Below are 24536 nucleotides of genomic sequence, written 5' to 3' on the forward strand. Positions count from 1 at the left end.
GGTGGCGGTCGCGGCTCAGCCGACCGGCGCGGTCCGGGCCTCGTGGTGGGCTCGGCTCCGTGACTCGGCCGAGTGTCAGCTGCTCTTCCGCGCCATCTGGCAGGCGGACCGCCGGCTGGCCGCCGCGTGGTGGGCGCTGATCGTCGTCCGCGCGGCACTGCCCCCGGCGCTGGCGGTCTCCATCGGCTGGCTGGTCGGATCGGTCGCCGGCGCCCGATCGATCGAGGGAAGCAGCTCACTGGGGCTGCCGCTGGCGGCGGTGGGCGCGCTCTTCGCGCTGCTGCAGGTTCTCGGTCCGTTGCACACCGAACTCGCGACCAACCTGGGGGACCGGACCGCCGCCGCACTCCAGGACCGCCTGGCGACCGCGGCGGTGAGTCCGGTCGGCATCGCGCACCTGGAGGACCCCGACCTGGCGAGCGACTTCAGCCTCGCCCGCGACTTCGACCTCGGGATCACCTCGCCCGCGCTGCGCGTCTGCATGGGTTACATCGGGTCAGGATTCGTCAGTTTCGGCGCCGGCATTGTCTCGGCGCTCGTCCTGTGTGGGTTCCGCTGGTGGGCCGGCCTGGTCCTGCTCGTCGTCTGGCTTTCACCGCACATCCTGCTGCGCGACAGTTTGGCGTGGAACGACTGGCGCTCCGACGAGGTGAGGGAGCACCAGCGGCACGCCGACTACGCGTACCGGATGGCGGTGGACTCCCCGGCGGCCAAGGAAATAAGGCTGTTCGGGCTGGCCGAATGGACGGCGACCCGGTTCACCGACCGGCGCAAGGCACTGCTCGAGATCTCGCTGCAGGCCACCCGCCTCAAGGAGCGTTCGGTCAGCCTCACACTGCTCGTTCTCATGATCGGCAACGGTATCGTCGCGTGGGCGCTGGCGCGGGCCGCGTCGAGCGGTGACCTCAGCCTGTCGCGGCTTATTGCGTACGCGGGAACGGCGATCGGGGTCAGCGCCCTGGCCACGCTGGAGTTCGACTGGTGGCTCGCGGACGGGTCGCGCCCGGTGCCGGTCGTCGCCGGGCTGGAGCCGGCCATGCGTGAGGTTGGCGACCTGCCGGCCGGAACCGCTTCCGCACAAGGGCTGCCGGCCCGACAGATCCGGTTCGACGACGTGTCGTTCGCCTACCGGGCGGACTCCCGGCCGATCCTCGACGGTCTCGACCTGACGATCGAGGCTGGTACGTCGCTCGCGATCGTCGGCCAGAACGGCGCGGGCAAGACCACGCTCGTGAAGTTGCTCGCCCGCCTCTACGACCCGACGTCAGGAACGGTGAGCGCCGACGGCATCGACCTGCGGACGTTCGCGCCCGACTCGTGGCGGGCCCAGATCGCCGCGGCGTTCCAGGACTTCGTGCGCTACCAGCTCACGCTGCGCGAGAACGTCGCACCATCTGGCGCCCCGGATGAGGTCGTACGCACGGCCTTGGCGCAGGCTGGCGCGGCGGACCTGGCCGAGCTCGACACCGTCCTGTCGAAGCAGTTCGCCGAGGGCACCGACCTCTCCGGCGGTCAGTGGCAGCGGGTCGCACTCGCCCGCGCGCTCGCCGCCGTGGCGCAGGGAGCCCAGGTGGTGATCCTGGACGAGCCGACCGCGCAGCTCGACGTACGCGGTGAGGCGGAGGTCTTCGACCGCATCCTGGTGGCCACCCGAGGACTGACGACGATCCTCGTCTCCCACCGGTTCTCGACCGTGCGCCACGCCGACCGCATCTGCGTGCTCGAAGGCGGTCGCGTCGTCGAGTTGGGCTCACATGAGGAGCTGATGGCCGCCGGCGGGCGGTACCGGACGATGTTCGACCTGCAGGCGGCCCGCTTCGCCGAGGGGGAGGACGCGTGACCGCCACCACCGAGCCGCAGGCGCTCCCGCGCACGCTGCCGACGCTGTGGCGTTCGATGCGTCTGGCGGGGGGAGGACGCGTGACCGCCACCACCGAGCCGCAGGCGCTCCCGCGCACGCTGCCGACGCTGTGGCGTTCGATGCGTCTGGCGTACGAAGCCGAACCGAAGCTGATCGCACTGTCGTTCGGGATGGCGCTGCTGGAAGCGGTACCGGACAGCCTGTTCGCGGTCTGGCTGCTGTTGCTCGCCGATGGATTCTCGCAGGGTAGCCAGGGCAAGATCCTTGCCGGCTGCGTCGGCTTGGCCGCATCGGGCGTCGGGTCGTGGGCGTTGCAGACGCTGGCGGGCCGCATCCAACGGACGTTCCGGATGAGGGTCGGCGCGACACTCGAGGGCCACGTCGCGAAGCTGCAGGCGCAGGTCCCGACCATCGAGCACCAGGAGCGGCCGGACTATCTCGACCGGCTCTCGGTGTTGAAGGAGCAGGCCTGGCAGCTCGACCACATGTTCCTCGCGCTGTTCAGCATGCTCGGTGCCGCCTTACGCCTCGCGATCACGCTGGGCCTGGTGATGTCGGTCCATCCGGCCATGGTGGTGCTGCTGGCGTTCGCCCTCCCGACGGTGTGGGTGTCCGCCCGCCGATCCGCGGTGTCCCAGCGGGTGTACGAAGACGTGGCGCCGTACGAACGCCGGCACCGGCATCTCTTCACACTCGGCACGACCCAGGCGCCAGGCAAGGAGGTCCGCCTCTCCCGGATCGGCCCCGACCTGGTGCGCCGGCGTCGCGAGGCGTGGGAGTCGTGGTACGCCCCGCTTGCCCGCACCCGTTGGCACACCGCGTGGTGGCAGGCCGCCAGTTGGTGCCTCTTCGCCGCCGCGCTCGTCGGTGCCGTGGTGGCGACCGCGACCGTCCTGTCCGGAACCGCCGGGGAGGTCCTGCTGGTGGTGACCGCGGGGAGCCGGCTCTCCCAGTACGTCGCGATGACGGCCGGCCAAGCCGACTTCGTACGCATGTGGCTGGACGCGTCGCAGCGACTGGTCTGGCTCGAGTCCTATGCGAACGAGCATCGCGACACCGCGGACGGCGTCGTACCGGATCGGCTTTCCGACGGCATCGTCCTCGACCACGTGTCTTTCCGCTATCCCGGCACGGACCGGTGGGCGTTGGAGGACGTCAGCGTCACGTTGCCGGCGGGTTCGGTGATCGCTGTCGTGGGCGACAACGGAGCGGGCAAGTCGACGCTGATGAAGCTACTGTCGCGGTTCTACGAACCCGCGAGCGGTCGTATCACCGTCGACGGTGTCGACCTGGCGCGGCTGCCCGCCTCGGAATGGCGAGCGCGGATGGCCGGCGCCTACCAGGACTTCTTCACCTTCGAGTTCCCCGCCAGCCACTCGATCGGTGTGGGTGATCTGCCCCGCGTGGACGACCGTCCGGCGGTGAAGGACGCCGTACACCGTGCCGGAGCGGACGACGTCGTTGCCCGCCTACGGGACGGTCTCGACACCCAGCTCGGACCCACCTGGGACGACGGCGTCGACCTTTCGTTCGGGCAGTGGCAGAAGGTCGCGCTGGCGCGCGGCTTCATGCGGGACGGCACCCTGCTCCAGGTGCTCGACGAGCCCACGGCCGCGCTCGACGCGGAGACCGAGCACGCGCTCTTCGAGAGCTTCTCCCAGCAGGCGCGCGGCGGAGCTGGCGCCGGCCGGATCACGATCCTGGTCTCGCACCGGTTCTCGACCGTACGGATGGCCGACCTCATCCTTGTCCTGCAGGGATCCCGACTCGTCGAGGTCGGATCTCACGAGGACCTGATGGCCGCTGGCGGTACGTACGCCGAGCTCTACGGCATCCAGGCCAAGGCGTACCGCTGACGCTTGCGCCAACGCCCGCACGACCCTTCGCCCGACCGAGACGTGCGTCCGGCGTTGTCGGTCAGAGGCCGAGCTGCCTGCGCCCCACAGCGCTCAGGTCGTCGACCGTCGGACGTCCGGTCCAGCTGACCTCGTAGTCCTCGGCGGCGAAGTCGGACGGACTCTTACCGGCAAGGAAGTCCTGGCCGCACCGGGTGGCGTACTCCAGGTTCTTCCGGCACCACGGCGAGGCGGGGACGTACATGACGTTTCCCCACCCCTTCTGGTCCTGGACGGGACCGACGGCGTGGATCATGTCACCGTGCCACCAGACGGTGTCGCCCGGCCGCACGGCCGGGATGGGCGTCAAGGCTGGCAGGAGAACCGCGTGGTACTGCTCGGTGATCGGCAGTGCCTGCCCGTTGACAGCGCCGCAGAGGTCGTCGTCGGCGATGTCGTCCTGGAGCGCGCGGAGGAGGAGGTAGACCATCGCGTGGGGGATCGGAACGACGTGCAGCACGCCTTCGCTGGGCTCCATGTCGGCCAGGGCGGTCCAACCCTGGAAGGTACGGAAGGCCGAGCACATGACGGTGGAGGGAAACTCGTTCACCTCGGTGCGATAGGCGCCGTCCCAGGGATCATAGGAGCGCCAGTCGCCGTCGAAGACGTGCCGGAAGACGTTCTGGTAGGCGGGGAGCACCCAGCGTTCGACGGAACCGGAGTCGGTGTGGGGTGAGAGCCCATCGGACGTGGTGCCGGGTGGTCGGCGACGCACCCGGTCGGGGTAGGCCGTGTCCAGGTGGGGATCGAACCACACGCGTCCTTCGGACTCGTGCTTCCAGAAGCCGTTGAGGAAACTCCGGGTGGCGACCATGTGCGGGTCCTCGCGCGCCTCCATCTGCGGCCTGGACCAGTAGATCGGAAAGATCGGCGGCACTCCCGCGGCCAGGCCGCCGAACACGCCGTCGTCGATCCAGCGGTAGGTCTCGGCGAAGTTGTTGGCCTCGACGTAGTCGACCAGCTGCTGGTCCCACGCCTCGGCACGCTCCCGTTCGAACGTCCCGCGCACCACCGCGCAGCCTCGTCTGCGTACGGCTGTGATGGTGTCGGCGGGGACGGACTGGTGGGCGATGTCGGCGAATTGAACGACCGGCCACACCTCCTCGCCGGCATCGCGCGCGGCGGCAACGGCCGCCACCTCCGTCCGCATGGCGTCCTCGACCTCGCGGAAAACGCCGGCGTAGTCGCCGATCCTGCGCCGCAGGTCCGCTTTCGTACGCGCGATCGCGGCAGGTATGTCGGCCGGCACGTGCGTGGTCCCGGGGGTCGTCTTCGTGGTGGTCATGGTCGGCTCCCACCTCCTTGCCGAGTTGGTCTTGCCGAGTTGGTCTTGCCGAGTTGGTGAGGTTGGTAAGGTTGGCTTACTAACTCTGCTGAGGTTAACCGTGACGGATCGGCTCCCGCAAGAGGTGAGATGACGAGCCCACCGACGCCAGGGCGGCGAGGAGAGCGCGATCTGCCCCGCCTGGCGATGCTGCGCCAGGTGACAGACCGCACTGTCATGGACCACGTGTTCACCGGCGGACGGGTCACCCGCGTCGAGCTTTCCCGGCTCACCGGCATCTCGAAGCCGACGATCTCTGAGTCCGTACGCCGTCTGGAGGCAGCGGATCTCCTGGAGGAGACCGGCGTGCAGACCGGCCGGCCGGGCCGGGTCGCGACCTATTACGAGCTGTCGCCTACCGCGGGATGGGTTCTCGGCCTGCAGGTCAGCCAGGAAGGCGTCCTGGCCCGGTGCGCGGACCTTGCGGGAGGCACGATCGCCGACCGCAGTTACTCCCCGGTGCCGGGCGGTGACGTCCGCGGCCTCGTCCGGCGCCTCCGCAAGGCCACCAAGGACGCTCTTGCCACACCCGGGCCGCTCCGCGCGATCGCCATGTCCGTCGCCAATCCGGTCGACCCCGCGAATCACGAGATCATCGCCCTCTCGGGGTCGCCGTTCCCGGAAGGCCTGCTCGACCCGCGTCAGGTGTTCGACAAGCTGACGGACGCGCCCCTCCTTGTCGGCAACGACGTCAACCTGGCGGTCCTGGCCGAGCGTCGGGACGGCGACGCCGGTGCGGCCGAGAGTGTTGCGTACGTCTATCTCGGGGCCGGTCTCGGCATGAGCCTGTACGTCGGCGACAACCTGGTCCGCGGCGCGAACGGTCTCGCCGGTGAGATCGGCTACCTGCCCGACATCAGCCCGTCCGGGCAGACCCTCGTCGGTGTGTTCGACCGGCTCGGCTTCACGCAACGTCCGGCAACAACGCTCGACGTCGACCGGATTCTGGCCACCCTCGACGCCGGCACCAAGGATGCGGGTCGGGTACACGATGCGGTTGCCCGGGTCGTCGCGGTCATCTGTGCGGTGGTCAATCCGGAGCTCGTCCTCCTCGGCGGACCGATCGGCAGCCATCCCGGCCTGATCGGGCCCGTCCGCGCAGCCGTCGCCGGTTACACGCCGACGCCGGTACGTATCGAACGTCCTGCGGTGGCCGGCCAGGCCCCGCTTGCCGGTGCCGTCCACCGCGCGCTCGACCACGCCCGAGAACTGCTGTTCCAGAACGCCTGAGAGCACGCGGGCAAGGGTCGGCGCGTCAGCCGGCTCGGTCGTAGAGGGGAGATGAGCGCCAGCTGTGGCGGGGTCCGTAGGTCCCGTTGTGACGACGGCTCGAACTGGGCAGATATTACTTGCATATAAGGAGTTCGAGAGATGCGGCAGTGATCATGTACTGGTAGAATCGGCCGTATGTTCGACCACGGGGGTGTGGACTTCTCGGTGCTGGCTTCGGCTGCGCCGGGTACTGAGCTTGGTGCGGTGTTGGCGGGGATCGACACCGCCGCGGTGAACGGCCACGCCCGGGTGATTGTCTTGCAGGCGTGGGAACGGCAGGCGTCGTGGGTGGCGGCGCGGTTCTATGAGTCGATGGCGCATGTGGCGCGGTCACCTGCGTGCACACCTGATTCGCCGCCGGAGTTGAACCGGTGTTTTGGCGAGTTCGCCTCGGCGGAGGTGGGTGCGGCCATTGGGTTGTCGCCGCGGTGCGCGGATCGTGAGTTGTCGTTCGCGTTCGAGTTGACCGAACGACTGCCCGCCACCCACGCTGCGCTCACCACTGGTCGGATCAGCCTGGCCAAGGCACAGGCGATCTCCGAGGAAACCTGCTGCCTGGCACCCGAGCTTGCCGCACAGGCGGAGGATTTCATTCTGGCCGCCGATGACGCCGCGGGGATCGGGTTGACGCGGGCGCAGCTGGTGCGCCGGTTGCGGCGCAAGGTGCTCGAACTCGACCCCGACGGTGCCGAGGAGCGGCGTAGGGAGGCGCAGCAGGGCAGGCGGGTCCGGTTCGGTGCGGGTGTGGATGGGACCGGCAGTATCTACGGCCTGGACCTACCGCTTGCCGGTACGGCTGCGGCACAGGTGTTCATCAAGACCACGGCGAAGCGGATCAAGACCGCCGGTGATGGGCGGACCTTGGCGCAGATCGAAGCCGACGTGTTGCTGGACCTGCTCCGCGGCCGCCAACCCACCCCACCACACGCCGACGCTGCTGCCGATGTCGAGGCTGCTGTCGATGTCGGGGAGTCAGCTTCTGCCACCCGCGCTGACGCCGAGAACAGCTGGGACGACCCGGGTGACGGCGGCGAGTGCGTCGAGACCGGTGACGAAGCCCTGGTGGCGAAGGTGGAGCTGGTCGCGGATCTGGAAACGTGGCTGGGTCTTGGTGACAAGGCGGGTGAGCTTGCCGGGTTGGGTGCGGTCACACCCCAGGTGATCGGTGACATCAAGAACGCCGCCGCGGGCGGGTTCGAGTACTGCCGCACGGTCACCGTCGGCGGGAAGGTTGTCTACCACCAGGCCAGCAGCCGCCGATATAGACCCACCGCTACCCAGCGCAGATTCATTCAGGCGAGGCATCGGGTCTGCGCTCATCCTGGGTGTTCCAGACCTGCCGATTCCTGCGACCTCGATCACGTCGTCGAACACCGGTTAGGTGGACCATCGTGCGCCTGCAACCTCGCCCCGCTATGCCGACGACACCACAGGGCCAAACACGAAGCCGGCTGGTTCTGGACCCAGAACAGTCCCGGCGAGCTCACCGCACAAAGCCCGCTTGGCCACACCTACGCCATCCAACCCGAGCCGCCACCTGGCGAATGACCGGCACCGCCTGATCAGCACTGTCATCCGATCAGGAACGCCGCGGACACGATCCCCACCGATCAGGAAGAACACCGCGTCGCCGCCGATGGCAAGACCCCGACCCAGCCGGGCGGCCGAGTCCCCGACGATGCGGATGTGGGCGGGGTCGGCTGGCAGGTAGCTGACATTCACGGTGGTCCCGACCGGATACCACTTGTCGTCACACACCTCCGGTCGAAGCGACGCTCAAACCCATGCGGACGCCCACGTACGGCAGAGAAGGACCAGACTCAAACCGCACCAGGCTTTCCGCCCCGGTTGGAACGCGCCTCTCTCGCCACGTTGCAGCGGGCTCTGTCGAGCCCGGAGTCAGGCCCCGCTCAGCGCCGAAACCCACGAACGCGGAACTGTTCCCAGTCGCGCCTGTGAGCAACGCGACCGGGTCAGGTGAGCCTGGCGTACCTCGACGGGTGCCACCCGAGCATGGCCTCGATGCGGATCATGCCGGACTGCTCCAGCAGCGTCACGGGGTTGTCGCCGGTGAAGCGGTACAGGCCGGTCGTGTGGTCGCGGAACCGTGCGTACGACTGGTCGGCGTACCACTCCATCGCCTTGCGGTACGAAGGGTGCGTCTCGACCGCCGCCAGCTGCAGCAGGTTGGCGAAGAGGATCGCGTGGAACCTCGCCGGCTGGTCGAAGTAGCGCTCGTTCTCGGCGAGGAAGGCGAGCGCCTTGGCCGCGGTGTCGCGTGCGTGGTCGAGATACTTCTGCTCGCCCGTCGCGCGATGGAGAAGGACGCCGGCGCCGATCATCGTGCCCTGGTTGTACGACCACTGCGTCTTCTCGATGTTCCCGGCGAGGTCGACGTGGTCCCAGTAGAGGCCGTTCGGCGCGAGCATGTACGTCCGCACCCATTCGTACATCCGGATCGACCAGTCGAGGTAGTGGTCGTCCTTCGTCGCGAGGTAGAGGTGGAGTCCGACCTCGGCACCCGGCGCGTTCGAGACGGTGTTGCGGTCGTTGCTCCAGGGGGCCTGTGTCCAGAAGACGCCACCCGGGCAGGGATGGCTCGGGTCCGTGTCCCAGCCGAACACCACGAGGTCGAAGATCTCGGCGGCCCGGCGCAGCGCGGCGGCGTCTCCGCCAGAGGTCATGTAGTGGCGCTGGATGAACCCCAGGGCATTCCACTCGTTGTCGTCGTAGAACTTGTCCCCGCCATGCCCGGCCGGCGGTCGCAGGTAGGAGTCGTACCCAGGCGGGTCGGTCTCGGCGTTCCAGTAGGCCTCGAGAGCCGTGTAGCGGTCAGCTACGTCGTCGGTGTAGCGCTTGCCGATCTCCGGCAGTCCGGCCATGTCCTGGGTCGCGATCATCGCCTGCGAGAACGGCCAGACGTACGACCACGGGTTGCCGCCCGTGTGGGGGTACTCCTCGAGGTAGAACGACGTCTGCGAGTCGTAGAAGTAGCGTTGCAGCGCGGCGTAGCTTTCCCTGGCGCGTCGCGCGTACTTCGTCAACGCCTGCGACGGCACCTGCGCCGCGTGTGCGGTCGATGCCGTCGTTGCGAGTCCCCACCCTGCGGTGGCCGCGAGACCGCCGACCAGCACGGCACGGCGTGACGGCCCTGAAAAGTGATGCTTCACGAGGTCCTCCCGGTGATTCGGCGGTCCCCGTGAGCCGCTCGGTCGACACGTTGGCGCCTGTCCTGCGTGATGGCGTTCCGAGCTCAGGCACCCGGAACGCCATCACTCACAGGGCAACCGAGACCCAAGGTGCTCTCGATATATCAACATGTCAATGAGATGACATGTCCGTTTCCGGGCGACTGCGCGGTGCGCGGTGTGGTCGCGCGATGGCGCGGGCTAGACAGCCAGGACTGCTGTGACGCTTGGAAGGGTTGGCCATGCGAGACGTTCACGGTGCGGTGGTCGCAGGATAGTATGCACATGGTCGCAAGATGGTATAGATCTGCCCAGCCGCCCCTCGGGAGGACGCGTGCCCGATCCATTCCTCTACGAGCGGGTCTACGACTACGTCCTCCACCAGATCCGCACCGAGACTCTCAAGCCAGGGGAGCGGGTCCCGTCCGAGAAGGAGCTGGCGGAGCAGTTCGGCGTCAGCCGCATCACCTCCAAGCGGGCGCTTCGCATGCTCGCCGAAGCCGGTGTGGTCGACCGCAGGCGCGGCATGGGGTCGTTCGTGACCGATGACGTCGGCCGCATCGACGCCGTACGTCACGCTGGTGCTCGACCACGTGAGCGGCCACCGAGCACCGGCTGCCTCGCCCTGGTGCTTCCCGACGCCTCTGAGGCGTACGGGCTGGAACTCCTCTGTGCGATCGAGGAGCGGTGCGCAGAACTCGGCTACCACCTGGTCGTCCGGCGGACCCGGGACAGTCAGCAGGTCGAGGAGCAGGCGATCGATGCCCTCGTCGGTGGTGTCGCGGACGGACTGATCGTCTTCCCTGTCCACGGGGAGTTCTACAACGCAAGCCTGGTGCGGCTCGTGCTCGACCGCTCTCCGCTCGTCCTGGTCGACCGGTACCTTCGTGGGATCCCGGCATGCTCGGTCTTCACCGACAACGCAGCCGCGGCTCGTGCCCTCACCTCTCGCGTGCTCGACCAGGGACACGAGCAGGTCGCCTTCCTGTCCCCACCGGTCGAGAACACCTCCAGCATCGAGGAACGGATGCAGGGATACCGTGACGTCCTGCGTGAGCGCGGACATCCACCAGACGCCGAACGCTGTTTCACCGAATTCCACAGCACACTGCCGGGGTCGCGGTCAGCGGACGTGGCGAGCGCCGACCGCGAGGCTCTGCGCGCTTTCCTCAAACGCGAACCAGGCATCACCGGCTTCGTGGCCTGCGAGTACAACATCGCCGTCCTGCTGCGACAGGTTCTCGAGCACGCGGGTGAATGGGATCCCGACCGTCGGATGATCGCCTGCTTCGACTCACTGGAATCGCCGACTGATGCCGGCACCTTCGTCTACATCAAGCAGGACCAGCAGGAGATGGGCCGCCGCGCCGTCGACCTTCTCCACGCCCAGCTGGGCGGCGACGACGTGCCGCTCAGGTCGGTCGTACCGTTCACCCTTGTCGATCCGACCAGGTGAAGGCTGGGAAGAACCCCGCGACAGCAGGCGTTCGTCGGCCTGTCAGGACGGGCGGACGGCGTAGATGAGGTGCAGGGCGCGATCCCCCTCGATGGTCCGCGGGTTCTCCAGCAGTTGTTGGGGCAGGGAGGAGGATCCGAAGAAGCGCTTCCCACTGCCGAGAATGACCGGTGCCACGCTGAGGTGGACCTCGTCGACCAGACCGGCCTCGAGAGCCTGGCGCCCGATGTCGCCCGAGGTCACCGACACGTCGCCGTCGCCGGCGTAGGCCTGTGCCTGCGCGATGGCGCTGGGCACACCATCGGTGACGAACGTGAACGGCGCGTCGGGGAACCCCCAGTTGGTGGGCGGCTGGTGAGTCACCACGAAGACGTGATCGCCTGCCGCGGGTACGCCGTGCCATCCGTTCGTGATGTCGAACAGGTGCCGACCGATCACCGCCGCGCGAACATTGCCCGAGGTCGAACGAATGTACTCGGCGCTGGCGGCGCTCACATGGAAAACCCGGTCCGGATCTCCCATGGTTGTCGCCACGTCGCCGTTTCCGTACCACTCGAACAGTGGGCCCACATTGTCGTTCTCGTCCGCGATGAACCCGTCAACGGACACCGTGGCCCCCACGATCACTTTGCCCATGATCGGGACCTCCTCAGTCATCCTCATTCGTTTGCCGAACCGCCGATTCCGCGGGTGACGCAGGTGCAGACCACGATCGTGGCGCGGATTCATCGGTGTTCGCGGCAGTTCGCCGGTTCGGTGGCGGCCGACGTTGACCGCCGTCCTACGCCGAGGCATGATCCCCTCACCGAGGTTCATCCAGAGGATCCGAGGGACCTGGCCCAATGACGGTCCGGCAACCTGCCCTACGGCAAGGTGCCAATGCCAGGAACGATGAGGAGGCACTCATGAGCGCATGGCTCGATGTGCCCGTACTCCATGGATCGTTCGTTCGGCTGGAGCCACTGGCGATGGCTCACGCGTCGGATCTGGCGCGGGCCGCGGAGGAAGATCGCCGCACCTACGGCTTCACCGTGGTTCCCCGTGCCGCCGGGGTGAAGGAGTACCTGGCGACCCAGTTCGCTCGCAGGAGCGAGGGACTCACGCCCTTCGCGCAGGTCCGGCAGCGGGACGGTATGGCCGTGGGTTGCACAGCCCTCTGGAACCCGCGAACGTGGCCGGACCGGCAGGACCTGCGCGCCATCGAAATCGGCTGGACCTGGCTTGCGGCGTCGGCGCAGGGCACGGGGATCAATGCCGAGGCAAAGCTGCTGCTCTTCACGTATGCGTTCGAGACGTTGGGGGTGGCCCGTGTCGACCTCAAGACGGACGCCCGCAACGAACGTTCGCGCCGGGCGATCGACGGCCTCGGGGCGCGCTTCGAGGGGGTGTTGCGCAGTTGGTCGGCCTCGTGGGCGCCTGGGGAGGCGGGGGCGTTGCGCGACTCGGCCATGTTCTCTGTCGTCGCGACCGAATGGCCGTCCGTCAAGTCGGCACTCGGCGCGCGGATCGAGGGCCTGAGCATTCGATAGGGCCTGAGGCGAGCCTCGACGTCTATGCGGAGTACGGCGTGACCCCTCTCTGCGAGGGATTTCCCGGATACACGCTGGATCTCGCTGCCGCCTGATTCCTCACGACTTGACGCATGCCGATATGGGCATATGATGGCGGACATGGCACGAGCCGCGACGACGTCGGACGTCTTCAACGCGATCGCCGAGCCGCGGCGCCGGGAGATCCTGGTGCTGCTGCGGGCGGGTGAGCGGCCGGTGACCGAGTTGGCCCGGGAGTTGGGGATGACCCAGCCGCGCGCGTCCAAACACCTGCGGGTGCTCCGGGAGGTCGGGCTGGTGCGGGACCGCAAGGCAGGCAAGCAGCGCCTGTACGGCCTTGACGCCCGCGGGCTGCGACCGGTCCACGAGTGGACCGGTGGGTTCGAGCGCTTCTGGAGCGAGAGCTTCGACCGGCTGGACGCGTACGTGCAGGACCTGAAGCAGGCCCGTCTAGAGCAGGCAGGGCAGGAGGAGTAGCTGATGAGCGCGACGGGACGAGGAGGGCCGGCGCAGTCCGCGACGGCTGACCGGGAGATCGTGATCTCCCGGGTCATCGACGCCCCGCGGGAGCTGGTGTTCGAGGCGTTCACCGAGGTGCGGCACCTGTCGCGGTGGTGGGGGCCGGAGGGGTTCACCACGACCACGCGGTCGTTCGAGTTCGGCGTCGGCGGGGAGTGGGACTTCGTGATGCACGGGCCGGACGGGACGGACTACACCGAGTGGATCTCCTGGACCGAGATCGCCCCGCCGGAACGGATCGCGCTGCTGCACGGTGAGTCCCGCGGCGACCCGAACGCCTTCGAGTCGGTCCTGACGTTCGAGCCCGACGGTGCGGCGACCCGGATCGAGATGCGCACGGTGTTCCCCACCAAAGAACTGCGCGACGAGGCGGTCGAGAAGTACCACGCGATCGAAGCCGGCCAGCAGACCCTGAGCAAGCTGGCGGCCTACGTCACCGAGATCACTCGGTTGGGAGCGGAGGACTGATGGCCGGGAAGGTGTTCTTCAGCGTGTCGATGTCGCTGGACGGTTTCATCGCGCCCGAGTCCCTCGGGGACTTGATGGGGCAGCAGTGGGTGGAACTGCAGCGGTGGGTCTTCCCACTGCGGTTCTTCCGGGAGAACCTGAAGCTCGGCGGGGGCGGCGAGGAAGGGCGCGACAACGAGATCGTGCGGGAGACGTATCTGCGCACCGGCGCGAGCGTCATGGGCAAGCGCATGTTCGACGCCGGCGAGCAGATGTGGCCGGAGGAGGCGCCGTTCCACACCCCGGTGTTCGTCGTGACGCACGAGAAGCGTGACCCCTGGGAGCGGCCGGGCGGGACCACCTTCCAGTTCGTCAACGACGGCATCGAGGCCGCCCTCGACCAGGCCCGCGAGGCCGCCGGCGACCGAGATGTCCGCATCGCGGGCGGCGGCGCGACGATCCTGGAGTACGTGAACGCCGGCCTGATCGACGAGTTCTCGATCGCGCTGTCGCCCGTGCTGTTCGGCTCCGGAATCCGCCTGTTCGAGGGCGTGGACGCGGGCCGCGTGGCCCTGGAGCCGATCCGCGCGGAGCCCTCCCCGAGGGTGACGCACCTGACCTACGCCGTCCGGCAGCGGTAGGCGCACGGCGGACGACACACGGCGGACGACACACGGCGGACGGCGGACGCGAAGGAACACCCACGCGGGCCCCGAATCGTGAGCCGCGTCAGGGATCAACTGACGGTTGGTCCACGAACCCGCCCGCCGCCTCAGCGATAGTCATGTGCGAGAAGGCCGTAGATCGCACTGTCGTGAAAGGTGCCGTCCTCCTCCAGGGAGTACGCCCGCCGAAGGCCTTCTCGCTGAAATCCCAGTCGCTTGAGCAGGCGTACCGACTCGTGGTTGTCGGCGATCGTCTCCGCCTCGACGCGGTTGAGGTCCATGCGGGTGAACCCGAACCGGAGGATGGCCTCGAGGGCTTCAGTCGCGATCCCGCGGCCCCAGTAATCGCGCCGGAGGTCATAACCGATGTCGGCGCGGCGATGGAATCTCTCCCAGGAGTTGAATCCGAAGAGACCGATGGCGCGACCATCGCCGCGATGCGTGACCGCCCAGGAGATCCCCCTCTGCGCGGAGTAGTCCCGGCGAATCTCGTCGATCAGGTGGGCAGCTTCGGTCACGTCCCGCATCGGCGCGGAGTTGTACTTCTGCACCTCGGGGTCGCTGCGCCAGACGAACAGGTCGGCAGCGTCGGCAGCTTCCCACTCCCGCAGCACCGTCCGCTCGGTCGAAAGGTGCGGAAATGTCGAGAAGTCGAAAATGGCCGTCACGCCGGCACGCCTCCTGCTGTATCTGAGGCAGATCAGTCTAGGGCCGCGGCCGCACTTGTCCTGGTGGGCGTTTCCTGGCGGTCGGGCGATCGGCGATCACCACGGATTGTTCGCGTGGGTGAGGGTTTCCCAGGCGAGGAAGTAGTTGGCCCCGGTCGGCCTGACGCCCGGCGTCTCGAGAAGTCGTTCCGTCCGCTTCAGCCTGACGCCGTACCGGTTGTGGTAGTGGTTGAACGCCACCTCCAGGGTCGGGCCGAGGGTGCGCTCCTTCGTTCCACCACACAGCCAGTCCGGAGGATCGGCGCCGAGGTCGTACTTCGCGTGGAACTCCAGCGCCTTGGTGACGCGTTCGCCCACTTCGGAGTAGAGCTGGAGCCCCTGGAGTCGGGCTGTCTCCGCCACGTGTGCCGTCGCGTCGATTCCCCAACCCACATAGCCGAAGTTCCGGCAGGTCTCCTGCGAGAGGCCGTCGACGAACGTCGTCTGGCCGTGCCAGTAGTCGATCAGCTCCTCCGGCGTGTCCTTCCCGCCGTCCGGTGGCGGATGGGGCAGTGGTCCGTCGGACTCGAGGTAGAAGTATGCGGGCACCCGGCGTTGCCAGATCCCGATCGCGTGGTCGAAGGACTCGCGGTCGTCGAGGAACACCGATATTCCGACGGCCGCGTCCATCATGATGAGTTCCCAGTTGCCGTTGTGTCCTGGTCGGCGGTCGAACACCTGCGGCAGGTGAACCTCGCGCAGCATCGTGGCAAAGCGTTCCACCCGGTCGGCCGGCCAGCCGTCGTAGGTGTGCCGCATCAGCTCACCCGCCCGCGCGAACGACGCACCCGACCACCCGGCCTGCAACGGTGCGTTGCTGTTGGTGTGTCCGGTCAGCGTCGCCGACCAGGCGTCCAGGATCTCTGTCGCCTTGCGGGCGTGGGCTTCCTCGCCGGTGAGGTTCCAAAGGAGCGCGTGCGTGTAGGCCGCGAGGGCATCTTCACGCTCGTCCGTGCAACCGTGGTTGGGATTCGAGTTCGACCCGCACTCGACGACCACCCACGGCTTCGGCTCCCGCGTGAGGGAGGCGAGCGCGCTCGACCGCATGGCGGCGAACGCCGTCGCCCACGGCTCGGCCCCCGAAGCCACCTTCTGCCGAACGAACTCCAGCTGCCCTGCACTCACCAGGACACCAGGATGCCGAAAGTCCGAACCCGCTGTCTGCTGGGTGTCGGCCCCCGCGGGCGTGGTTGCCGCCCGAGTTGGCTCACCGTGGGAAGGAGCGCCGAAGGTCAGCATTCCCGCACATGTCAGGGCGGCGACCGCCGCCAGTCTCCGTGATGCCCGCATCCGCCACTCCTCTTTTTCCGTACGCCGGTACTCAGGGATCGTCGGGTCCGCCGCACGGGCGGACCTGGGGTGCGCTGCTATTCGATGAAGTACTGCTCCGGACTGGTCGGCCCTGGCGTGGGGTAGAGGTACGCCTCGGGCATCGTCTTCGGCACATTGTGGAAGTTGTTCGCGACGATTCCGTAGCCACTGGTGGGCAGGACGGTGCCGATGGCCCAGAACTCCTCCTTGGCGATCTGCAGGATCTGCCGCATGAGGTTGGCCTGTTCGCCCTTGTCGGTCGTACGCCGGACCTCGCCGTAGAGCTCCATCTGCCGCTTCGCGGCCGGCGGAGGCTCTCGGCCCTCGCGGCCGCCGGAGGTGAACCACAGCGCCCAGGGCGTGGCGAAGATCGACTCATGGTCGAACGGCATGTACCACCGCAGGTCCAGGATGGCGTCCTGCAGTCCGCCGTCACCCTGCCAGACGCCGGCATCGTGTTCGTTGGCTTCCTTGCGTTCGTAGAAGAGCGTGCGGTCCTCCGCCTTGACCGCGATGTCGACGCCGACCTCGGCCCAGTAGCCCTTGACGAGGTTCATGGCGTCGACCCAGAAGTCCTTCAACGTCGGTGTCGGGATCTCTACGGCGAAGCGGATCGGTTCGCCGTCGGGGCGTAGCCGGATCCCCTGCGCGTTCCGCTCGGTGAACCCTGCCCGGTCCAGGTGCGAGTTGGCCTTGTCGACGTCGTAGTCGGTGTACTGCGTGGCAAGTTCCTCGTCGTAGAACTCCGACTCCTTGCGCGGCGCGCCCTGCCAGGGCACACCCTGGCGCTGGAGGACGGCCGTGATGAGCTCGGGCCGGTTGATGGCGTGGGAGAGGCCGATCCGGAAGTCCTTGTTCTGGAAGACGTCTCGCAGCGCCTTGTCCTTGTGGGCGAGGTTCAGCCCGATCATCATCTCGTTCATCAGGGCCGGGAGGAGGTCGAAGAAGTCGAAACCCTTGGCCTCGCGTCCGCGCGCGATCACCGGCTTGTTGCGTACGGTGTTGATGTGCCGGCAGTGCATGTTCAGCTCGCCGTTGCTGGCCTTGAGGACGATCACCTGGGCGTCGTTCACGATGTCGAAGACGACCTCGTCGAGGTAGGGGAGCTGCCGGCCGTCGCGATCGGTCTTCCAGTAGTACGGATTGCGTTTGGCGACCATGCGGGTGCCGGTGCCGAGCGCGGTCGTGTACACCCACGCGTTGAGTGTCGGAAGGTCAGGATTCTCCGCACCTTCGGTCTTGCCGCCGTAGAACTCCACCCAGTCGGCGGCGTTGGACTCCTCCACCAGAGTCTCGACATTCTTGTTGTACTTCTTGTGGAACTTCTCGAGATGGTGCCGCGGCGAGATCAGCGATGCTCTCGGCGTCGCGAGATGCTCCAGGAAGAGCCCATGTGGCTGGGAGAACACGAACCGCACGGAGAGGTCGTCCGGCGCGTCGACCTTCGGCGCCTCGCCGTTGGGCGCCAACCAGGTCGGGGGGACCGGACTCAGCTCCTCGTTGAGCAGCTCGTCCTCGACGACGTAGAGCACGTCCGCGGCTGTGAAGGGTTCTCCGTCCGACCACAGCAGGTTCTTCCTGAGGTGGAACGTGTATTCCTTGCCGTCGTTCTCGACATCCACCGACTCGGCGACGTTCGGAACGACCTTCCTGAAGTCCGGCGTCCAGCGCACCATCGGGTCGTAGCCGACCGTGCGGTCCAGCCAGGTCACGTCGGCGGGACCGAGCAGAACCGAGTGCCACGTACCGCCGTAGCGGCCGGGGCGGTCGACCACGTCGACGACCAGGGGCGAGGCGGGCATGCGTTCCCGCAGCGGAGGCAGCTTGCCGGCCTCGACGAGTGCGGCGAGATCTGGAGCCTGAGTGTCCCCGGTGGCGCCCCGGCCACCGTTCCTCCCGGACGGATCACGCGACAGGAGGTCGCAACCGGTCGACGAGGCGGTCGCCAGAATGGTGGCACCGCCGACGCGTAGGAGGTCGCGCCTCGACAACCCGCGCTCGGACATTGCTCGTCGGGCCGGCCTGCGGTCGGACAGCCGGTGGGAGACGTTCATGCGTCGCAACCCTTCTGATGAGCGTGGAGCGGTGTGTTCTTCTGACACTGAGGAGAGCGCTTTCCTCGCTAGCCACCTCGGCGGGCGCCCGGGTGGGGGCGTCTCGATGCCGACGGATCTGCGACGTCTGTGTGCGAATAGCACCAGACTGTTCGAGAGTTCTCACACCGTCGTGCCAGGGCGGGACATTGTCAAGAGATCTAGGCGAAATCTCGGGGCAATGTCTCGTCATGCGAACAATGATGTTCGATAACGCAATCAACGACACAATGGTCCACGGCCGCAGAACGACACCCGCCAGCGCTTCGACCGCTGACCGAAAGCGAGACCCATGGACGCTGAAGAACGCCGGTCACAGATCCTGGATCTGGTCCGGGCCCGCGGGTTCGTCCGCGTCACGGATCTCGTCGCGGACTTCCAGGTCTCCTCCATGACGATCCGCCGCGACCTCGCTGTCCTGTCCGGGCGCGGCGTGATCGAGAAGGTCCACGGCGGTGGTGTCGTCGGCCCAGCGACGTCCGCTCCGCCCGAGCAGAGCCTCGGCCCGGCGGACCCGGATCACCAGCGGGCTTCGGGGATCCAGGGCCAGTCGGCCGACGGCAAGGACGCCGGCACCCACATCGGGATCGTCGTTCCCAGTGGTCACTACTACTTCCCGATCGTCGTGGGCGGCGCGCGTCGGGTGCTTGACGCCAGGTCAGTCCGGCGGGCGCTGGCGATCTCCGGCTATGACCCCGAGCAGGATCGGGTCCTCGTCCAGCAGTTGCTCGACGCCGGGAGCACCGGGCTGCTCCTCGCACCGAGCGTCGCGCTCGGAGACGAGAACGCTGAGCGCATCGACTGGTTGTTCGAGCTGCCTGTTCCTGTCGTTCTCGTCGAGCGTACGGTGACCTCAGCCGATCGCGGCGCGGCGCTGTGCTCTGTGCGTACCGACCATGAACTCGGCTGCGAACGCGCGGTCCGCCACCTTGCCCGCCTCGGCCACCGCGGGGTCGCACTGGTCACCCAGGGGACCTCGCAGACGAAGAGCCGGGTGATCAACGGATGGCAGCATGCGGTGGTCGCATGCGGTCTGGACAGCGCGCTCTCGCCACTCGTCGCCACCAGCCCACAGGCGAACCTCGACCTCTGGCCGACCAACGATGCCATCCGTTCCGTCCTCGACGAGCTTCAGGAAGCGGGAGCGACCGCCGCGCTCGTCCACAGCGACCAGACCGCACTCCCTCTCCTCCACCATGCCCGGATGCGGGGGTGGCGCATACCGCAGGACCTGTCCGTCATCGCGTACGACAACGAGATCGCGGAGATGGCGGACCCACCGCTGACCGCCGTGTCGCCGCCGAAGGCATGGGTCGGTCAGGCGGCCGCGGAGCTGCTCATGGAGCTGGTCGCGGGTGCCGGCTCAGGCCCCGTCCGGCACGTGGTGGCCGAGCCGGAGCTCGTCGTGCGCAGGTCGACCGCCGCGCCCCGGACGACGCCGCTTCCGGAGCCCCTGTCCTGACGGCTGCCTCGCGGCCCGACCGATACTTGGTGTCAACCCGGCGTCGACGCCGGGCCGGTGTCGACGCCAGGCGCGGGCGGGCGAGCGAGAGACGGCGGCAGGAGGAACGATGGGAAGTACGCCGAACGGGGCATTCCCGCGCCGCAACCCGGCTTCCCGGACCGTGTTCTCGTCGATCCTTGCGCACGGACCGTCTTCCCGTGGTGACGTCGCGCGGCGTACCGGCCTGTCGGCGGCCTCGGTGACGAAGTCCGTCCGGCCTCTTCTCGCGGCCGGGTTCCTGCAGGAGGGGGACGCCGCCGGAGGCAGCGTCGGGCGCCCAGTCCGTGAGCTCCGGGTCCGGCCGGAAGCCGCGTGGTTCGCCGGAGTCAAGGTGACCGGGGACGAGGTCGTCGGCACGCTCACCAACCTCTCGGGTGTGGCGCTCGCGAGTGGCCGGCTGCCGCTCAGATCCCCTCGCGTGCGGACGGTCGTGTCGAGGATCTCCGCCGCCGTACGGAAGCTGCGCGACCATGCCGGTGGCGAGCTGGCGGCGGCCTGCGTCGCGGTCTCAGGCGAGGTCGAACGCGACACCGGGCTCGTGCGGTTCTCGCCTTTCCTCGACTGGCACGACGTACCGCTCGCCGAACTCGTCGAAGCCTCGCTCGGGATCAGCACGGTCGTCGAGAACGACGTACGGGCGCTCACGTTGGCGGAGAGTACGACGGGAGCGGGCGTCGGTGCCTCGGTGCTGGTCGTCGTCACCATCGGGACCGGGATCGGATGCGGGATCGTCGTGGACGGGCGGGTCCTGTCCGGCGCTCACGGAGTCGTGGGCGAGCTCGGCCACATCCCACTCGGTGACCCAGCCACCCCGTGCTACTGCGGTGGTCACGGATGCGTCGAGGCGGTGGCAGCCGATCCGGCGATCGTCCGGAGGGTCAGCCAGGCGACGGGTGTTCCCTTGTCCACGATCGCCGAGGCCGCCGAACTCGCGAGGTCCGGTGGACCTGCCGCGAAGGTGTTCGCCGACGCGGGTGCCACCCTCGGTCGGGCGCTGGCGACGGTCGCCAACCTGGTCGGCCCGGACCGCATCATCGTCAGCGGCGAAGGGCTTGCGGTGTACGACCTGTTCGCCGAGCACGTTCGGACCGCGTTCGTGGATCAGGCCTATGGTTCCGCGGTTCAGTGCACGATGGTCCTGCAGCCACATTCGTTCGAGGACTGGGCGCTCGGTGCCGCCGCGGTTGCCCGCGATGCGTTCCTGCGGGGCCGGACCCGAGACGCCGTGGGCGCGTCCCGGCTCAGTCGATGAGCTTGTCAAGGAGTTCGAAGGTCTCGTACGGCTGGTCGTGGTCGCCGAAGTGCCCGTCGTCGCGGACGATCTGGGTGCCGCCGAGTCGTTCGAACATCGCGCGCCCCTGCCGGTCGTCGCAACCGTAGGGGTCGTGGCGGGAGTTGATGAAGTACAGGTCGCGGACGTGGGACCTGATCGCGGCCCAGTCGTAGGTGGCCTGCAGCACAGGCTCGTCGCTGGCATTCGGCGGTGTGGAGTACCCGGCGACGAGAACAGCCTGGGCCACGGTGGCATCGATGTGCTCGAGGATCGCGAGGAGGAGCGCGGCGCCGCCGGAGTGGCCGATGAGCACGGTGTGCTCGTCGAAGGTGTGGTTGGCCAGCACCTTCGGCAGGAACGTGGCGATGGGCTCTACATTGAGGCCGGGGTAGTGCGGGCTCTCGACGGCGTACCCGCGGTCGGTCAGCCGCCCGCGTAGCCACGGGAGCCAGCAGACGTCAGGGTCGGCGCCTGTTCCGTGGAAGATGATCGCCTTGCGGCTCACAGGATCGTCCTTTCGTGACGGTCGGGTCCGCCGCACCCCCATAGCCGGCGTACACGGGCGGGTGCTGCCCATCTTTACACCAGCGGCATGATCGGATGTCGTCACGACAGCACTGGAGGGAATTGTTGTGGAGAAGCACCCAGCGCAGTTGTTCGTGGACCCGCACCATGTCGTGGGCAGGGTGGATCCGCGGCTGTTCGGGTCGTTCGTCGAGCACATGGGCCGCTGCGTGTACGACGGGATCTACGAGCCGTCCCACCCGAGCGCAGACAGCCACGGCTTGCGCGGCGACGTACTGGACCTCGTGCGGGAGCTGGACGTTCCGATCGTCCGCTATCCCGGGGGGAACTTCGTGTCGGGCTACCGCTGGGAGGACGGCGTGGGCCCGACGGACGACCGGCCGTCGCGGCTTGACCTGGCATGGCGGTCGACCGAGACCAACGCGTTCGGCCTGCACGAGTTCGCCGAGTGGTGCCAGGCGGCGGGCACGGAGATGATGCTCGCCGTCAACCTCGGCACCCGGGGGGTCGACGCGGCGCGGACGCTGGTGGAGTACGCCAACCATCCCCGGGGTACGCAGTGGTCGGACCTTCGCGTCACACACGGCGCGCCGGAGCCGTTCCGCGTGCGCACCTGGTGTCTCGGCAACGAGATGGACGGTCCCTGGCAGATCGGGCACAAGACGGCGCAGGAGTACGCCCGACTCGCCGAGGAGACCGCCAAGACGATGAAGTGGGTCGACGGCTCCATCGAGCTGGTCGCGTGCGGGAGTTCCGCGCCGTCGGTGGCGACCTTTCCCGACTGGGACCGGGTCGTCCTGGAACATACCTACGACCATGTGGAGTACATCTCGGTGCACCGCTACCTCTCCCGCGCCCGCGGGCTGGACGACTACCTCGCGTCGGGCATCCACACCGACGAGCAGATCGAGGCGGTCATCGCGACCTGCGACCACGTACGCGCGAAGAAGCGGAGCCGCAAGCGGATCCACCTCGCCTTCGACGAGTGGAACGTGACGCCCACCCGCCACGAAGGTCCCGGCAAGGAGGAGCCGGAGGACTGGCCGTTCGCACCACCGATCGCCGAGGGCACCTACGACGCGGTCGACGCGGTGGCCTTCGGTGGCATGATGCTGAGCCTGCTGCGCCACGCGGACCGGGTCCGGATCGGCTGCCTCGCGCAGCTGGTCAACGTGCTGGGGCCGATCAAGACGCGGACGGACGGCCCCGCCTGGCGGGAGACGATCTTCTACCCCTACCTCCACGGCTCGCGGTGGGGACGCGGGACCGTCCTGGATGTCGTGGCACAGTCGCCGACGACGCCGGTCGAGAGCCTGGGTGACGTGCCTATGCTCGACGCCGTGGCGGTGCGGGCCGACGACGCAAGCGTGACGGTGTTCGCCATCAACCGCTCCACCGATGCGGAGCTGGACCTGACGCTCGATCTCCGTGCGTTCGGCGACGTCTCGGTGATCGACAGCCTGACGATGTACGACGCCGAAGGCGGCGCACGGAACACGCCGGACGAACCCGACCGGGTCCTACCGCGCCCACTGCCGACGGCGGTCGACGGCTCCACCGTGACGGCCAGCCTCGCGCCGGTGTCGTGGAACGTCCTGCGCTGCGGCGTGACCCGGGAGGCAGCTGTGGTGTGACGACTGTCGAAGGCCGAGGTGACAGCTCATCGGCGTACGTCCTTCACGTATCTGTGGCAGGGCACGGGAATCGGCCCGTGAGCACCAGGCGCGGAGTGGACGAACGGCCCGGTGTCGGTCCAGCCGCGGCGCTCGTAGAAGCGCCGCGCCATGGAGTTGCCCGGCACGACGGCCAGCCATGCGGTCGCGTGGCCGGCTCCGCCGACCTGACGTTCGGCGTCGTCGAGGAGGAGATCGGCGATGCCGGCGCCTCGATGGGCGGCCGCGACGTATACCTGGTCCACCTCGTCGGCGTGCACCATGACGAAGCCCGCGATCTCGCCGCTGGCCAGCGCGACGGTGGTGTCGTCGACGCGTTGGGCGGCACGGGTATGGAACGACTCGGCGGTCCGTGCGGTGACGAGGTCGTCCGGCACGTTACCGAGGTGGGCGTCGTTCCAACCGGTGCGCCAGATCTCCGCGATCGTCGGTGCGTCGCCAGGACGCGCGCGGCGCACCTCGATCTGCTGGTCGGTCACGGCGTGCATCGTACGACTCAGGCATCAGGATGCGGCACCGTGCGGTACAGGTGGATGGAGGCGGCAGCGAGCCAGCCCCAGATCGCGAGGACGGCGATCCACAGGGTGAGAACGCCGAGTTCCCGGCTGGGCATGACCGCCCCGCTGAAGAACCCGACGACCACCACGATGCCGCTGATCCTCGACCACCACGCCCACGTGGTCTCCCGCCGTCGTGCACACCACCTGGCGACGACGAACGTGGCCGCTGCGAGGAGCAGGAAGCCGACCGCGCCGAACGCGAAGTGGAGGATGCCGCCCAGTGACAGCTCGCTCGTGGAGGCTCCTTCTGGGAACCCGTCCATCGGGTCCGGTGCGAAGATCGCGCTCGCGACGAGGCACACGCCGAACGCTCCGAGGAGAATGCCCGCCCAGGAGGTCCCGCCCGACCGTCGCATCGCACGGGTGAATCCCAGGGCCGCCGCCATCGTCATGAGTCCGGTCAGGGCGAGGTTGAGCGTCTGGATCCATCCGTACGCCCCGAGCATGAGCAGGCTGAGCGGATGCCGGGTGATGTCGAATCCGTCGCGGGTGAGCGCGAGCACGACCCCGAGCGTGAGGTAGAAGGGACCCGCGACCACGCCCCAACCGAGGAGGGAACGGGTGACGGCGGCTGTGCGGTCGAAACGCTCGTTCAGCTGTGACGTGCTGGTCATGGGCTTGGACCCTTCTGCTCGGACCGGAGCCAGCGGCGGGTGTAGTGCACTCAGTAGGGCAATACTGCACTTGTGGGTGTAGTTATACACTGATCAGTA

The 24536-nt window shown here is 68.1% G+C and carries 21 protein-coding genes and 1 riboswitch; of the genes, 12 read left to right on the forward strand and 9 right to left on the reverse strand.

Translation table 11 applies throughout. The features are described from left to right. The first annotated feature begins 1 nt into the window (after window position 1). Window positions 2-1840 (forward strand): ABC transporter ATP-binding protein, encoded by a 1839-nt coding sequence (locus ABN028_RS01880; protein WP_349695376.1) that lies wholly within the window; start codon window positions 2-4, stop codon window positions 1838-1840. Continuing rightward, a complete protein-coding gene (locus tag ABN028_RS01885; RefSeq protein ID WP_349695377.1) occupies window positions 1837-3717 on the forward strand; it encodes an ABC transporter ATP-binding protein in 1881 nt (626 codons plus the stop codon). The genes ABN028_RS01880 and ABN028_RS01885 overlap by 4 nt, the downstream gene beginning before the upstream one ends. A gap of 61 nt (window positions 3718-3778) precedes the next feature. On the opposite strand, the gene ABN028_RS01890 is transcribed toward ABN028_RS01885, so the two are convergent. Further along, complete coding sequence (locus ABN028_RS01890) at window positions 3779-5041, reverse strand: YbiU family protein (RefSeq protein ID WP_349695378.1); 1263 nt, start codon at window positions 5039-5041, stop codon at window positions 3779-3781. Window positions 5042-5239: 198 nt separating this feature from the next. Here ABN028_RS01890 and ABN028_RS01895 point away from each other — a divergent pair, with 198 nt between their 5' ends. Next, window positions 5240-6310 (forward strand): ROK family transcriptional regulator, encoded by a 1071-nt coding sequence (locus ABN028_RS01895; RefSeq protein ID WP_349695379.1) that lies wholly within the window; start codon window positions 5240-5242, stop codon window positions 6308-6310. A 177-nt stretch (window positions 6311-6487) separates the two neighbouring features. After that, a complete protein-coding gene (locus tag ABN028_RS01900) occupies window positions 6488-7900 on the forward strand; it encodes an HNH endonuclease signature motif containing protein (RefSeq protein ID WP_349328878.1) in 1413 nt (470 codons plus the stop codon). 425 nt (window positions 7901-8325) lie between these two features. Here ABN028_RS01900 and ABN028_RS01905 read toward each other — a convergent pair whose 3' ends face one another. Next, complete coding sequence (locus tag ABN028_RS01905; RefSeq protein WP_349695380.1) at window positions 8326-9522, reverse strand: glycoside hydrolase family 76 protein; 1197 nt, start codon at window positions 9520-9522, stop codon at window positions 8326-8328. A gap of 352 nt (window positions 9523-9874) precedes the next feature. On the opposite strand from ABN028_RS01905, the gene ABN028_RS01910 reads away from it, so the two are divergent. After that, window positions 9875-10996 (forward strand): GntR family transcriptional regulator, encoded by a 1122-nt coding sequence (locus ABN028_RS01910; protein ID WP_349328876.1) that lies wholly within the window; start codon window positions 9875-9877, stop codon window positions 10994-10996. Window positions 10997-11038: 42 nt separating this feature from the next. On the opposite strand, the gene ABN028_RS01915 is transcribed toward ABN028_RS01910, so the two are convergent. Then, complete coding sequence (locus ABN028_RS01915) at window positions 11039-11653, reverse strand: dihydrofolate reductase family protein (protein WP_349695381.1); 615 nt, start codon at window positions 11651-11653, stop codon at window positions 11039-11041. A 152-nt stretch (window positions 11654-11805) separates the two neighbouring features. Next, a riboswitch (SAM riboswitch) is annotated at window positions 11806-11894 on the forward strand. A gap of 7 nt (window positions 11895-11901) precedes the next feature. Between ABN028_RS01915 and ABN028_RS01920 the strand changes: the two genes are divergently transcribed. The 4 genes from ABN028_RS01920 (at window position 11902) to ABN028_RS01935 (ending at window position 14153) form a co-directional block, all read left to right on the forward strand. After that, a complete protein-coding gene (locus tag ABN028_RS01920; RefSeq protein ID WP_349695382.1) occupies window positions 11902-12525 on the forward strand; it encodes a GNAT family N-acetyltransferase in 624 nt (207 codons plus the stop codon). Window positions 12526-12666: 141 nt separating this feature from the next. Beyond that, on the forward strand, window positions 12667-13023 hold the full coding sequence (locus ABN028_RS01925; protein ID WP_349328873.1) for an ArsR/SmtB family transcription factor: 357 nt from the start codon (window positions 12667-12669) through the stop codon (window positions 13021-13023). A 3-nt stretch (window positions 13024-13026) separates the two neighbouring features. Further along, window positions 13027-13533 carry an SRPBCC family protein gene (locus tag ABN028_RS01930; RefSeq protein ID WP_349695383.1) on the forward strand — a complete coding sequence of 169 codons (507 nt, stop codon included), beginning with the start codon at window positions 13027-13029 and terminating at the stop codon, window positions 13531-13533. Continuing rightward, window positions 13533-14153, forward strand: a complete 621-nt coding sequence (locus tag ABN028_RS01935) for a dihydrofolate reductase family protein (protein ID WP_349328871.1) — start codon at window positions 13533-13535, stop codon at window positions 14151-14153. The genes ABN028_RS01930 and ABN028_RS01935 overlap by 1 nt, the downstream gene beginning before the upstream one ends. Before the next feature lie 131 nt (window positions 14154-14284). On the opposite strand, the gene ABN028_RS01940 is transcribed toward ABN028_RS01935, so the two are convergent. The 3 genes from ABN028_RS01940 to ABN028_RS01950 form a co-directional block, all read right to left on the reverse strand. Beyond that, complete coding sequence (locus ABN028_RS01940) at window positions 14285-14845, reverse strand: GNAT family N-acetyltransferase (protein WP_349695384.1); 561 nt, start codon at window positions 14843-14845, stop codon at window positions 14285-14287. A gap of 96 nt (window positions 14846-14941) precedes the next feature. Further along, the gene (locus ABN028_RS01945; RefSeq protein WP_349328869.1) at window positions 14942-16174 is read right to left on the reverse strand and encodes an alginate lyase family protein; all 1233 of its coding nucleotides are present in this window, start codon (window positions 16172-16174) and stop codon (window positions 14942-14944) included. Window positions 16175-16251: 77 nt separating this feature from the next. Next, window positions 16252-18249 (reverse strand): ABC transporter substrate-binding protein, encoded by a 1998-nt coding sequence (locus ABN028_RS01950; protein ID WP_349695385.1) that lies wholly within the window; start codon window positions 18247-18249, stop codon window positions 16252-16254. Between the two features lie 331 nt (window positions 18250-18580). Here ABN028_RS01950 and ABN028_RS01955 point away from each other — a divergent pair, with 331 nt between their 5' ends. Together ABN028_RS01955 and ABN028_RS01960 are read left to right on the forward strand one after the other, a co-directional pair. Next, window positions 18581-19750 carry a substrate-binding domain-containing protein gene (locus ABN028_RS01955; RefSeq protein ID WP_349328867.1) on the forward strand — a complete coding sequence of 390 codons (1170 nt, stop codon included), beginning with the start codon at window positions 18581-18583 and terminating at the stop codon, window positions 19748-19750. A 109-nt stretch (window positions 19751-19859) separates the two neighbouring features. Further along, on the forward strand, window positions 19860-21044 hold the full coding sequence (locus tag ABN028_RS01960) for an ROK family protein (protein ID WP_349695386.1): 1185 nt from the start codon (window positions 19860-19862) through the stop codon (window positions 21042-21044). Here the strand turns inward: ABN028_RS01960 and ABN028_RS01965 are convergent. Next, entirely contained in the window at window positions 21034-21570 is a 537-nt protein-coding gene (locus tag ABN028_RS01965; RefSeq protein WP_349693637.1) for an RBBP9/YdeN family alpha/beta hydrolase, read from the reverse strand. The genes ABN028_RS01960 and ABN028_RS01965 overlap by 11 nt on opposite strands. Window positions 21571-21697: 127 nt before the next feature. On the opposite strand from ABN028_RS01965, the gene arfA reads away from it, so the two are divergent. Continuing rightward, window positions 21698-23224, forward strand: coding sequence for an arabinosylfuranosidase ArfA (arfA, locus tag ABN028_RS01970; protein ID WP_349695387.1), 1527 nt, complete (start codon window positions 21698-21700; stop codon window positions 23222-23224). Between the two features lie 26 nt (window positions 23225-23250). Here arfA and ABN028_RS01975 read toward each other — a convergent pair whose 3' ends face one another. Next, a complete protein-coding gene (locus ABN028_RS01975; RefSeq protein WP_349695388.1) occupies window positions 23251-23742 on the reverse strand; it encodes a GNAT family N-acetyltransferase in 492 nt (163 codons plus the stop codon). 17 nt (window positions 23743-23759) lie between these two features. Then, window positions 23760-24437, reverse strand: a complete 678-nt coding sequence (locus ABN028_RS01980) for a DUF998 domain-containing protein (protein WP_349695389.1) — start codon at window positions 24435-24437, stop codon at window positions 23760-23762. Window positions 24438-24536 lie beyond the last annotated feature (99 nt).

Origin of the sequence: Actinopolymorpha sp. B17G11 (assembly GCF_040196095.1) — a bacterium.
Taxonomy (GTDB): domain Bacteria; phylum Actinomycetota; class Actinomycetes; order Propionibacteriales; family Actinopolymorphaceae; genus Thermasporomyces.